This is a genomic window from Kitasatospora sp. NPDC032121 (genome assembly GCF_055580145.1).
On the sequence record NZ_JBVILX010000001.1, the window covers coordinates 565396 to 578204 of the forward strand.

8 protein-coding genes are annotated in these 12809 nt (G+C 72.8%); 4 read left to right on the forward strand and 4 right to left on the reverse strand.

Features of this window, described 5'->3' with window-relative positions; translation table 11 throughout:
• Window positions 1-39: 39 nt before the first annotated feature.
• The gene (locus ACZ5OX_RS02610; protein WP_030060364.1) at window positions 40-246 is read right to left on the reverse strand and encodes a cold-shock protein; all 207 of its coding nucleotides are present in this window, start codon (window positions 244-246) and stop codon (window positions 40-42) included.
• A gap of 296 nt (window positions 247-542) precedes the next feature.
• Window positions 543-2720, reverse strand: a complete 2178-nt coding sequence (locus tag ACZ5OX_RS02615; protein ID WP_465628367.1) for an MMPL family transporter — start codon at window positions 2718-2720, stop codon at window positions 543-545.
• Between the two features lie 571 nt (window positions 2721-3291).
• Here ACZ5OX_RS02615 and ACZ5OX_RS02620 point away from each other — a divergent pair.
• The 3 genes from ACZ5OX_RS02620 (at window position 3292) to ACZ5OX_RS02630 (ending at window position 7738) form a co-directional block, all read left to right on the forward strand.
• Window positions 3292-5532 carry an MMPL family transporter gene (locus ACZ5OX_RS02620; protein ID WP_465628878.1) on the forward strand — a complete coding sequence of 747 codons (2241 nt, stop codon included), beginning with the start codon at window positions 3292-3294 and terminating at the stop codon, window positions 5530-5532.
• A 117-nt stretch (window positions 5533-5649) separates the two neighbouring features.
• Window positions 5650-6543 carry a phosphotransferase enzyme family protein gene (locus ACZ5OX_RS02625; RefSeq protein WP_465628368.1) on the forward strand — a complete coding sequence of 298 codons (894 nt, stop codon included), beginning with the start codon at window positions 5650-5652 and terminating at the stop codon, window positions 6541-6543.
• Between the two features lie 172 nt (window positions 6544-6715).
• Window positions 6716-7738 carry a polysaccharide deacetylase family protein gene (locus ACZ5OX_RS02630; protein ID WP_465628369.1) on the forward strand — a complete coding sequence of 341 codons (1023 nt, stop codon included), beginning with the start codon at window positions 6716-6718 and terminating at the stop codon, window positions 7736-7738.
• Window positions 7739-7871: 133 nt separating this feature from the next.
• Here ACZ5OX_RS02630 and ACZ5OX_RS02635 read toward each other — a convergent pair whose 3' ends face one another.
• Window positions 7872-8573: an exonuclease domain-containing protein gene (locus ACZ5OX_RS02635; RefSeq protein ID WP_465628371.1), complete on the reverse strand. Its 702-nt coding sequence runs from the start codon at window positions 8571-8573 to the stop codon at window positions 7872-7874.
• A gap of 439 nt (window positions 8574-9012) precedes the next feature.
• Window positions 9013-10203 (reverse strand): SAV2148 family HEPN domain-containing protein, encoded by a 1191-nt coding sequence (locus ACZ5OX_RS02640; RefSeq protein WP_465628879.1) that lies wholly within the window; start codon window positions 10201-10203, stop codon window positions 9013-9015.
• 480 nt (window positions 10204-10683) lie between these two features.
• Between ACZ5OX_RS02640 and glgX the strand changes: the two genes are divergently transcribed.
• The gene (gene glgX, locus ACZ5OX_RS02645; RefSeq protein WP_449789756.1) at window positions 10684-12807 is read left to right on the forward strand and encodes a glycogen debranching protein GlgX; all 2124 of its coding nucleotides are present in this window, start codon (window positions 10684-10686) and stop codon (window positions 12805-12807) included.
• Window positions 12808-12809: the final 2 nt, after the last annotated feature.

Sequence of the window (12809 nt, forward strand, 5' to 3'; positions counted from 1 at the left end):
CCGCTTCGCGATGATCGCGAGTCAGCGTGGGAGCCGACGTCAGCCGATGATCTGGATGTTCTCGGCCTGCGGGCCCTTCTGGCCCTGGGTGACGTCGAACTCGACCTTCTGGCCCTCGAACAGCTCACGGAAGCCCTGAGCCTGGATGTTCGAGTAGTGGGCGAACACGTCGGCGCCGCCGCCATCCTGCTCGATGAAGCCGAAGCCCTTTTCGCTGTTGAACCACTTCACGGTGCCGGTAGCCATAACCGTCTCCTCTAACTGGGGCATCAGGGATCCACACCTCGTGGATCCCCAAGTAGCCGCGATCCCCATCCGGAGACTGAAACACCGGACAAAACAAATGCGCCTGGCGGTTGGAACCAGCAGGCGCACACCACGTTCATGGGAACCAAAACTGCAACTGCTTCGACTGTAGCACGGTGGAACCGGGGTTGACCGGGGATTTTCTGCCCGGGAGATCACGTTTGGCGGCCCGGGGAAAGGGGCAGGCGGCGCCCCGCCGAAGCGGGACGCCGCCTGCCCGTACCGACCCGTCCGGGTCAGTGCCGACCGGCCGGTTCCGGCACGCCGTGGGCGTCGGTCAACGGGGCCGGGCCCTGGCCGTGGCCGGGGTCGGCGCCGTGGCCGGGCCACCAGGCCTTGTTGCCGATCAGCGCGGTGAGCGCCGGCGTGAAGAACATCGCCATCACGAAGGCCGCCAGGATGATGCCGAAGGCCATCGCGAAGCCGAACTCCAGCATGAAGACGTTGCCCGCGAGCATGAAGGTCGCGAAGGACGCCGCCAGGATGAAACCGGCCGCCGCGACGGTCGGGCCGCCGTGGTGCAGCGCCTCGCGCGCCGCATCACGCGGGCTGCGACCCTCCCGGGCCTCCTCGCGGAGGCGGGCGATGATCAGGATGTTGTAGTCGGTGCCGATCGCCACCACGAACAGGTAGATGAGGATCGGCAGCATGAACATCAGACCGGTCTCCCCGCCGATGTTCTGGAAGAGCAGCGTGGTGGCGCCGAGGGTGGCGGTGAAGCCGAGGCCGACCGAGGCCATCAGGTACCAGGGGGCTACCACGCTCCGCAGCTGCAGGGCGAGGATGAGCAGAATCAGCAGACCCGCGATCGGGAAGACCAGCTTGTAGTCATGGGTCATCGCGAGGTTGATGTCCTTGTAGACGGCGGTCAGGCCGCCGACCTTCGCCGCGGTCCCGGCCGGTGCCTGGCCGTGCGCGACCTCCCGGAGCTGCCCGAGCGTGTCGATCGCCTCGTTGCTGTCCGGCTTGTGCGTGAGCATGACGGTGAAGTCGGCCGTCACGCCGTCCGCGCTGAGCTGGGGCTTCGGCGCGGCCTGGGCCACTCCGGACACCCCGCCGAGCTTGGCGGCGTAGGACTCGAACGCACCCGGGTCGAGCTTGGCACCGCTGGTGCTGGTCAGGAAGACGTGGGTCGGGTCGGCCGCACCGGCGGAGAAGCCGTTGATCATCTTGTCCTGGACGACCATCGACTCCTTCTCCTTGGGCATGGAACTGCCCGCCAGGTCGAAGGTGCCGTTGTAGCTCAGGGCGCCGGCGGACAGCGCCAGCAACACGGCGCCGGACGCGAGCGCGACCGCCGCCGGGCGCTTCTGCACCATCCGGCCGAGCGCGGCGAAGCGCGCGTCGTTCGGCTCCCGCATCCACTTCTTGCCGGGCCAGAACACGGCACGGGCCGGGATGACCGCGAGCAGGGCGGGGGCCAGGGTGAGCGAGGCGAAGGCGGTGACCACCACGGCGATGGCCAGCGCGGGGCCGAGGGCCTTGAACATGCCCAGGCTGGAGAGGATCAGCACGGCGAACGCGACGGTGACCGCACCGGCGGCCGAGGCGATCGCCTCGCCGACCCGCCCGACCGCGTTGGCCACGGCCTCCTTGCGGTCGTCACCGGCCCGCAGTCGCTCACGGTAGCGGAACGCCAGGAAGAGGAAGTAGTCCGTACCGACGCCGAGCACGACGACGATCAGGATCGCCGAGAGTATCGGGGTGGTCTCGAGGCCGAAGGCCTTGGTGGCGTAGTTGATCAGGCCGTTCGAGGTCGGCATGGCGACCACGAGCGAGACCAGCAGCGGCAGGATGCCGGCCAGGATGCTGCGGAAGATGATCCCGACGATGATCGCGACCAGGACGATCGTCGCCATCCCGATGAGGGCGTCGGCCGAGCCGGAGGCCTCCTGCTGGTCCAGCGACTGCGCGGCGGCGCCACCGAGCTGGAACTTGACGTCGGTCCCCGCGGCGAGCGCCTTGCCCTCCTCGCGGAGGTGCTTGGCGACGTCGCCGAACGCCTTGGGGTCCTGCTGCTTGGCCTTGTCGATGGCTATCGGCGCGAGCGCGTACTTGCCGTCCTTGGACGTGGTCTGCTCGCCGACCGGGATGATCTTCTCGACCGCCTCGATCTTCTTGTCCGTCAGACCCTGGACGATCTTGGCCATCGCCGCCTTGTCGGCGTCGTTCAGCGCGCCGCCGTCGTTGCGCTCGAAGAGTGCCAGCGCGGAGGGCGTGAAGCTGGCCGGGAAGGCCTCTGCCTGGAGCTGCGCCGCCTGGATGGACTCGTAGTGCTTGGGCAGGAACGCGGACTCGTCCGTCTGCGAGGTGACCTTCGGCGCCGTCGCGACGATGGCGATCATCGCGACGACCCATGCGGCGATCACCCACCACGCACGGCGAACGACGAATTGTCCTAGTCGGTGGAACATGCTCGTGATGCCTCCTGGGCATGGTTCACCGCAGCCCTCGGGGGACGGGTTTCGGGGCGACGGCAAGGCCGGCTCGGGAACGCCCGCGGACGCTCCCTTGCCGGTCGGCAGGTAAGTGGATCTGGGGCATCATCCTACGAGCACTTGCTTGCCGCCCGGCAAGGAGCCCCCGCGTGCTTCAACCCCCGTCGGGCCGCCACGAAGCGGCCCCGCCCAGTTTCTCCCGGACGCGGGCCCGTTGACCTCGTACTGCGGGTGGAGACTTCTCCCCCTCAGGGTGGAGGTGGATCCCCTACCCCTCAGGAGGAGATCTCGGGGTCCGGGGGTAGGGAAAACCCCACCCGGCCCCCGAGGAGAGCACCAGGAAGAGGCCACCCGCCAGCCGGATTAACCGTCAACCCCCGCTTCCCTACTGTCGATCGGGACGCCGGACCGCAGTCGGCGCACCGCGATCGGCGGCTCCCGCGACCCGGGGCCGCCGCCGCTCCCGTCCGGCGACGACCGCCGAATCTCCCAGGGGGGAAGAACCACCGTGAAGCCCGTGAAGCCCAGACTCGGCCTGGCGGCGGCGATGGGCGCCTGGAGCGCCCGGCACCGCAGGACGGCCGTGTTCGGCTGGCTGCTGTTCGTCGTCCTGACCGCCGTCCTCGGCGGCCTGCACGGCAGTACGAAGATCACCGAAGCCGAGCAGGTCCCCGGGCAGGTCTCCCGGGCCGCGCGGATCCTCGACGAGGCCGGCCTGAAGAGCCCGGCCGGCGAGACCGTGCTGGTCCAGAGCGCCACCCGCGGCGCCGACGACCCGGAGTTCCGCGCCGTCGTCGCCCAGGTGGTCGCCGCCGTCAACGGCACCGGCGAGGCCGCCGAGGTCCACTCGCCGTACGACACCAAGGCGGTCTCCGCGGACGGCCACTCCGCGCTGGTGACGCTGACCCTCAAGGGTGACGCCACCGAGGCCGTGGACCACGTCCAGCCGGTGCTGGACGCGGTGGCCGGCGTGCAGAAGCGCAACCCCGGCCTGACCGTGGTCCAGCTCGGCGACGCCAGCTCCGGCAAGTGGGTGCAGGACCAGCTCACGAACGACTTCGCCCGCGCCGAGTGGACGGCCGTGCCGCTCGCCCTCGGCATCCTGCTGGTCGCCTTCGGCGCGCTGGTCGCCGCCGTGCTGCCGGTGGTGCTGGCGCTCACCGCCTTCGTCGCCGCCGCCGGACTGGTCGCGCTCGGCAGCGGGTTCCTGCACACCAGCGGCGACGCCAGCTCGGTGATGCTGCTGGTCGGCCTCGCCGTCGGCGTCGACTACTGCCTGTTCTACCTGCGCCGCGAACGCGAGGAGCGGGCCGCCGGACGCGACGCCGCCACCGCGCTGGCCGTGGCCGCCGCCACCAGCGGCAGGGCGGTGCTGGTCTCCGGCATCACCGTGGTCGTCGCCATGGCCGGCATGTTCCTCACCGGGATCTCCACCTTCAAGGCGATGGCCTTCGCCACCATCGTGGTCGTGATCACCGCCGTGCTCGGCTCGCTCACCGTGCTGCCCGCGCTGCTGTCGCTGCTCGGCGACCGGGTCGAGAAGGGCCGGGTGCCGTTCCTCGCCAAGCTGCGCCGCCAGGACACCGGACAGGACGGCGGACGGTTCTGGAACGCGGTGCTGACCCCGGTGCTGCGCCGCCCGCTGGCCGCCACCGTGCTCGCCTGCGCCTTCCTGCTGGCCCTGGCCGCACCGCTGCTCACCATGCACACCGCCAAGCTGACCTTCCAGCAGCAGCTGCCCAGGGGCAACGCCCTGGTCGCCGCCTCGCAGAAGATCGAGGCCGCCTTCCCCGGCAGCCCCGCCCCCGCCACCGTGGTGATCAGGGCCGCCGACATCGACTCCCCCGCGATGACCGCCGCGATCGCCGAGCTCCAGGCCAGGGCGCTGGCCGGCGGGCGGATGCACGGCCCGGTGGAGGTCGCCGTGCACGCCGACCGGAACGTGGCCGTCGTCAGCATCCCGCTCAACGGCAGCGGCAACGACGCCACCAGCAACGACGCCCTGAAGAGCCTGCGCGAGGACCTGCTGCCCGCCACCGTGCTCAAGGTGCCCGGCACCGAGGCGCCGGTCACCGGCCAGACCGCCGCCTCGTACGACTTCAACCGGAAGATGACCGGCTCGATGCCGCTGGTCTTCGGCTTCGTCGTCGCCTTCGCCTTCCTGCTGATGCTCACCTCGTTCCGTTCCCCGGTCGTCGCGGCCACCGCCGTGGTGCTCAACCTGCTCTCGGTGGGCGCCGCCTACGGGGTGCTGACGCTGGTCTTCCAGCACGGCATGGGCGCCTCGCTGCTGGGCACCGCCGGGGTCGGCGCGGTGGAGTCCTGGGTGCCGCTGTTCCTCTTCGTGATCCTCTTCGGGCTCTCGATGGACTACCACGTGTTCGTGGTCTCCCGGATCAAGGAGGGCCGTGACCGCGGCCTGCCGACCCGGGCCGCCGTCGCCCACGGCATCCGCTCCACGGCCGGGGTGGTCACCAGCGCCGCGGTGATCATGGTGGGGGTGTTCTCGGTCTTCGGCTCGCTGTCCATGCAGGTGATGAAGCAGATGGGCGTGGGCCTGGCGGTCGCGGTGCTGATCGACGCCACGGTGATCCGCGCGGTGCTGCTGCCCTCGGTGATGACGCTGCTGGGCGAGCGCAACTGGTACCTGCCGCGCTGGCTGCACTGGCTGCCGGACCTCTCGCACGGCGAGTCCGTCCCGCCGCTCGGCGCCGACGGGGCCGCGCCGCCCGCCCGGCCGGCCGCCGCCGCCACGGAGGGGGCGCGCCACCGCCGGGCCGGGGTCTGAGCCCCCGCCGGAACGCCCCGACGCCGGGTCCCGCAACGCGCGGGGCCCGGTGTCCGTGCGTCATGATGATCACCGTCCGGGATCCTCCGGACGAACGTCGGCGGAACGGAACCAGTCATGATCCCCTTCGACGAGGGCCGCGCCCGGCTGCTGCTCGCCCAGGCCTGCGAGTCGGCCGGACTGGCCGCCCCCGACGGGGCCACGCTGCTCGCGCTCGGCGAGAACGCCGTCTTCGACCTCGGCGTCCCGGCCGTGGTCGCCAAGGTCGGCCGCGGCCCCGAGCTGTACGACCGGGCGCACCGCGAGCTGGCCCTCGCCCACTGGCTGGCCGGGCAGGACGTGCCGGTGGTCCGCCCGTACGACGCGGTGGCGCCCGAGCCGCAGCTCGCCGACGGCCACCCGGTCACCTTCTGGCACCGGCTCGCGCCCGCCGTCCGGCCCGCCCGCCCGGTCGACCTCGCCCCGCTGCTGCGCGCCCTGCACCGGCTGCCGCTGCCGCCCTTCACGCTCGGCCGGCGCGACCTGCTGGCCCCGGTCGAACGCTGGCTGGCCTCCGCCGAGGGCCACGTCGACCCGGCGGACGTCGCCTTCCTGCGCCACCGCCGGGACGCCTTCGAGGCCGCCCTGCCGGACCTCGTCCCACAGCTGCACCCCGGGGTGATCCACGGCGACGCGCTGCCGCGCAACGTCCACATCGGCCCCGAAGGCCCGGTGCTGCTCGACCTGGAGTTCATGGCGAACGACCTGCGCGAGCACGACCTGGTGGTCCTCGCGCTCAGCCAGGACCGGTACGGCGTGCCCGCCGAGGAGTACCGGGCGTTCACCGAGGCGTACGGGTGGGACGTGCGCGAGTGGCCCGGCTTCACGGTGCTGCGCGGCGCCCGGGAGACCGCCAGCGCCTCCTGGGTGGCGCAGCAGGCGGCCAGCAACCCGGCCGCGCTGAAGGAGTTCCGGCGCCGGGTGGACTCGCTGCGGGACGGGGCCGCGGAGGTGCGCTGGTACCCGTTCTGACGGCCCTCCCGTTACCCGTGGCGGGGCGGCTGTGCCACCGGGGCGGGTGTGAGAAGACTCTTACGGCGGTCCGGTCCGGTCCGCAACCGAGGAACGTACGATCGGCGTCCTGTCGGACAGTCGTCCTGACCCGAGAGATCGGCACCGTACTCGCACCTCAGGAGCCGCCGCCATGCACCGGACCGCCCGCCGCCGCCCCTTCGCCCCGACCCGACCGTCCCGCTCCCGGCGCCGGCTGCTGGCGGGCTGTGCGGCGCTGGCCGCCGCCCTGGGGCTGGCCGCGTGCGGGACGGCCGACAAGGCGCCCCAGGCGGCGCCGAGCGCCGCCGCGGCCGGGACGCCGTCCCCGGACGCCGCCCGGCCGAGCGGGACGGCGGCGACCACCATCGCGCCGGCACCCGGCTCGGACGCCGCGCCGCCGGTCTCCCCTGCGGCCCCCTCCGCGCCCGCCTCCGCCCCGTCGGCGCCGGCGAAGCCGAACCCGCCCGCGGCCACGGGCTCCCCGGTGTCCACCGCGCCCGCCACGCCGGCCGCCACCCCGACCGCACCGGCCGCCGACCCGTCCTCGCCCGCCGCGCCGCCCCCGCACACCGGGGCGGGCACCGTGATCGGCTCCACCGCCTCCGGCGGCCGCACCGTGGCACTCACCTTCGACGACGGCCCCGGCCCGGCCACCGGTCAGATCCTCGACCTGCTGGCCCAGTACCACGTCAAGGCCACCTTCTGCGAGATCGGCCAGAACGCCGCCGCCAACCCGGCCATGGTCAAGCGCGTCCTGGCCGCCGGGCACCGGCTCTGCGACCACAGCGTCCACCACCCGCAGCCGTTCGCGAAGCTCCCGCACGACAAGGCCGTGCAAGAGATCACCGCCGCCCGGGACATGATCGTCCAGGCGGGCGGCCCCGGCACCGAGGTCGGCTGGTTCCGCGCCCCGGGCGGCGGCTTCAACGCCGACAACGAGCAGATCACCGCGAGCCTGGGGATGTCCTCGCTCGGCTGGTCCGTCGACCCGCGCGACTGGGCGCGGCCGGGGACGCCGGCGATCGTCTCGGCCGTGCAGAAGCAGCTCAAGCCCGGCGGCGTCATCCTGATGCACGACGGGGGCGGCGACCGCAGCCAGACCGTGGCCGCGCTCAAGCAGCTGCTGCCCTGGCTGGTCGCCCAGGGCTACACCTTCGACTTCCCGGCCGCGTAAGGCCGTCGGGGCCCGGCGCGGCGCAAGCCCGGCTCGGCGGCCATCGGGCCGAACCAGGGCTCGACCTCGGCGGCGAGCGCGAGGAAGCCGGGCGGGGCCGCGGGGCGGGCGGGGCGTACCGGGCGGGCGTCCGTCACCGGGCGGGCCAGCGCGGGTCGATCACCGCCTGCGGGTCCTTGCCGCGTCGTAGCCAGGCCTGGAGGCCCTCGGCCCACTGCCGGTACCAGTCGATCTGCCGCCGGTGCAGCTCGGCCGGGTCCAGCGCGCCGACCTCGTTCGGGTAGCGGCCGGCCAGCGCGACGGCGACCCGGACGGCGGCCAGCGCGTCGCTGCCCGCCTCGTGGGCGTCCGTCAGCTCCACCCCGTACAGCTCGCAGACCCGCTGCAGGGTGCGCGAGCCCTTGCGGTACTTGTCCACGGCGCGGTCGATCACCAGCGCGTCCAGCACCGGCCCGACGGGGCGGCCCAGGCGCTCGGCGAGCGTCGCCAGCCCGTGCCGGCGCAGCTCGGCGTCGAGCAGCGACAGGTCGAACGGCGCGTTGAACGCCACCACCGGCCGCCCGTCGGCGATCCGCTCGCACAGCGCGGCGGCTATCTCCTCCACCGCTTCCTTCGCCGGTCTGCCCTTGCTCCGCGCCACCTCGTCCCCGATCCCGTGGATCGCCTCCGCCTCGGCGGGTATCGGCACCCCGGGGTCGAGCAGCCAGTGCGCGGTGCCCACCAGGGCGGCCCCGACGGTGTCCACGAGTGCGGCCGTGACGATGCGGTCCACGGCCGGGTCGGTGCCCGTGGTCTCCAGGTCGAAGCCGACCAGTGGCTGCTGCCACCAGCTCATCAGGTGTGTCCTTCCGTCCTGCCTCTCGAAACAGCCCCTATCATCACCCGCCCCACCGACAGCCCGACCCACGGGGAGCCCGATCACGGGCCCGCCCGCCCTGCGCTGTTCCTCGGACCGGGGCGAAGGAGCCGACCATGAGCGCCGCCTCGGCGTCATCACCGTCGCGAGGTCCGGGCAGGCGTCGATGCCACGCCCGATCCACTGCGCCGGGCCGTGCTCGAGCGGGTCCTCGACGGTGTGCGAGCCGGATACCGGGGCCGGATCGCCGACATCGGCGAAGGGAGGCCGCGGCGTACCTCGCCGTCCACCGCCGACTCAAGAGCGCAGGGACCTCGGGTGTGGCGGGGCGCAGGCTCCAGTCGGGTTCGCTGTTCACGGCCGCGGTCCGGAGGCGGCGCGACCGCCCCGACCAGCGCCTCATTCGAGGGTGCGCGGCTCAGGAGACGGGCCGGGAGTCGGCCCAGACGCCCTCGAACTCCTCGCGGTAGACCTCCAGCAGTCCGGGTTCGGTGCCGCCGGGCTGCTGGCCGGCGCCGCCGCGCAGCACCAGGGCCGGGGACTCCATGCCGCGGGCGCGGCGCAGGTAGGGCTGGACGACGCCGAGGTCGCGGCCCTGCCGTCGGCCGCCGGCCTGGCCGGCGGTGCGGGGGCCCTCGACGAGGTAGGCGGTGAAGCGCGGGGTCTCGTCGAAGACCCGGATCTCGAAGCCGCCCTGGTCCCGCAACCGGGCCCGCACCCGTCGCACGTGCATGATGTTCATCTCGATGGAGCGGGACAACTCGCTGCGGCTGAGGCCGAGTTCGCGTTCGCGGCGGCGCACCGCGCTGCTCGCCGGGTTGAGGAAGAGCAGCCGTACCCGGCAGCCCTCGCCGGCCAGGCGCACCAGGCGCTTGCCGGTGTAGTTCTGGCAGAGCATGCCGAGGCCGATGCCGAGCGCGTCCAGGCGCCGGGCGCCGTCCAGCAGGTCCTCGACGGGCAGGTCGCGCTGGAGCCGGACCCGGTCGGCGTGCACGGCGACGACGTCGGCGTACCGGCCGGCCACCAGGGACTCGACCACGTCGGCGGGCACCCCGCCGGCGCCGCCGTCCAGCACGGCCAGCAGTCGGGCGGCGGCCCGTTCGGTCTGGGCGAGCACGGTCTGGGTGAGCGCCCGGTTGCGGGAGACCACGTGCCGGGCCACTTCCAGTTCGTCCAGCGCCAGTTCGATCTCGCGCCGGTCGGCCAGGTACGGCTCGAAGCAGGGCCAGTGCTGCACCATCAGTTCGCGCAGCTGGGGCAGGGTGAGGAAGACCAGCGGGTCGTCGTCGGCCGGGTCGAGGAGGTAGCCCTTGCGGCGGCTGACCTCGCGGACGGCTCCGGCCCGGTGCGCCCATTCCTCGCCGGCCGGCCCGGCGGCGGCGGTGACCCAGTCCTCGCCGTGGGCGGGGGCGTAGATCGGGTGCAGCACCTCGTCGACCAGGGCGCGCAGCCGCTGTTCGACGAGGTTGAGCCAGACGTAGGCGCGGCCGGACAGCCGGACCCGCTGGTAGGCGTCCTCCCATTCGCCGGCCGACCAGGCCAGGGCGGGCACCTCGACCGGGCCGCCCTGGGCGGGCACCAGGGCCCGGCCGGTCAGGGTGGGGCGCATGACGACCGTGGGCGCCTCGCTGCGGGCCGCGCCCCGGCCGGGGCCGTCGGCGGGGAACACCATGCGCCACCTCGTCTGGTCTGCTGCGGCCGGCCCCCGCGGGCGCGGGGGCCGCTGACTCCCTGTGACTTCCTGGAGGCCCGCCCACGCGGCCGGACGATCAAGGGTACTGCCCGGCGCGAGCCGCTCGCAGCCGGATGCCCGGGGGGCTCCCCCGCACCACCGGGCGCATTCTTCACACGAATGCCCGGTGGGCGCTCGTTCGGCCCAACCCGGGCCGGATGTCCCGGCCGCCGGGGACGGGCTCGGGGAGTATGCGCTGTGCCGCCCGTCGCGGCCGCTGTGCCGTGCGTCACGGCGCCCGGTCGCGCACATGCCCGGCCGCCCGGCCGGGAAGAGAGCGTCCGGTCCGGGCAGGCGATCCGGATCGCCCTCGGATCACGTGCCAGTTTCCGTCGCCAGGAAGGAAGTTGAGGAGTCATGCAGGTCTGGCCCGGTACGCCCTACCCGCTCGGCGCCACCTACGACGGGGCCGGCACCAACTTCGCGGTGTTCTCCGAGAGCGCCGACCGGATCGAGCTGTGCCTGATCGCCGAGGACGGCTCCGAGACGGCCGTCGAACTGCGCGAGACGGACGCCTTCGTACGGCACGCCTACCTTCCGGGCGTCCAGCCCGGCCAGCGCTACGGCTTCCGCGTGCACGGTCCGTACAACCCGGGCCTGGGCCAGCGGCACAACAGTGCCAAGCTGCTCCTGGACCCGTACGCCAAGGCGATGAGCGGGCACATCGACTGGGACGAGTCGGTCTACGGTTACCACTTCGGCGCCCCCGAGCGCCGCAACGACCTGGACTCCGCCCCGCACACGATGCACTCGGTGGTCATCAACCCGTACTTCGACTGGGGCACCGACCGCCCGCCGCGCACCGACTACCACCGCACCGTCATCTACGAGGCCCACGTCAAGGGCCTCACCCGGCTGCACCCGGGCATCCCCGAGGAGATCCGCGGGACGTACGCGGGCCTGGCCCACCCGGCGGTGATCGAGCACCTGGCCAAGCTCGGCATCACCGCGATCGAGCTGATGCCGGTGCACCAGTTCGTCCGTGACCACCGGCTGCGGGACCTCGGCCTGGCCAACTACTGGGGCTACAACACCGTCGGCTTCTTCGCCCCGCACTCCTCCTACTCCTCCACCGGCGACCGCGGCCAGCAGGTGCAGGAGTTCAAGTCCATGGTCAAGGCGCTGCACGCGGCCGGGATCGAGGTGATCCTGGACGTCGTCTACAACCACACCGCCGAGGGCAACCACCTGGGGCCGACGCTGTCGCTGCGCGGCCTGGACAACGTCTCCTACTACCGCCTCGCCCGGGACCAGCGCTTCTACGAGGACACCACCGGCACCGGCAACAGCCTGCTGATGCGCAGCCCGCACGTGCTCCAGCTGATCATGGACTCGCTGCGCTACTGGGTGACCGAGATGCACGTGGACGGCTTCCGCTTCGACCTCGCCGCCACCCTCGCCCGGCAGTTCCACGAGGTGGACCGGCTGTCCTCCTTCTTCGACCTGGTCCAGCAGGACCCGGTGGTCTCCCAGGCCAAGCTGATCGCCGAGCCCTGGGACCTCGGCGAGGGCGGCTACCAGGTGGGCAACTTCCCGCCGCTGTGGACGGAGTGGAACGGCATGTACCGGGACACCGTGCGGGACCTGTGGCGCGGCGAGAACGCCACCCTCGCCGAGTTCGGCTCCCGGCTCACCGGCTCCTCCGACCTGTACCAGGACGACGGCCGCCGCCCGATCGCCTCGATCAACTTCGTGACCTGCCACGACGGTTTCACCCTGCGCGACCTGGTCTCGTACAACGAGAAGCACAACCAGGCCAACGGCGAGGACAACCGGGACGGCGAGTCCTTCAACCGCTCCTGGAACTGCGGTGTCGAGGGCCCCAGCGCCGACCCGGCCGTCGAGGAGCTGCGGGAGCGCCAGCAGCGGAACTTCATCGCCACCCTGATGCTCTCCCAGGGCGTGCCGATGCTCTCGCACGGCGACGAGCTCGGCCGCACCCAGCTGGGCAACAACAACGCCTACTGCCAGGACAACGAGCTCACCTGGGTGCACTGGCCCGAGGGCGACGGGCCGCAGGCGCGGCTGCTGGAGTTCACCCAGGGGATGATCTGGCTGCGCCGCGACCACCCGGTGTTCCGGCGGCGGCGGTTCTTCCACGGCCGGCCGGTGTCCGCCTCCGGCGGCTTCGACGACCTCACCGACATCGCCTGGTTCACCCCGACCGGGGAGGAGATGACCAAGCGCAACTGGGGCGCCAGCCACGCCAAGTCGCTGACCGTCTTCCTCAACGGCTACGCGATCTCCGAGCCGGACCGGCGCGGCGGGCGGATCGTCGACGACTCCTTCCTGCTGATGTTCAACGCCCACTTCGAGCCGCTGGAGTTCACCGTGCCCGCCGACCACGGGCAGGAGTGGCAGGTCGTGGTCGACACCGCCCGGCCCCGGCTGCCCGCCCCCGGCACCGGCGCGCGGGTCAAGGCCGGGGACCGCCTGTGGCTGACCGACCGCTCGCTGATGGTGCTGCAACGGCCCGCGTAGCC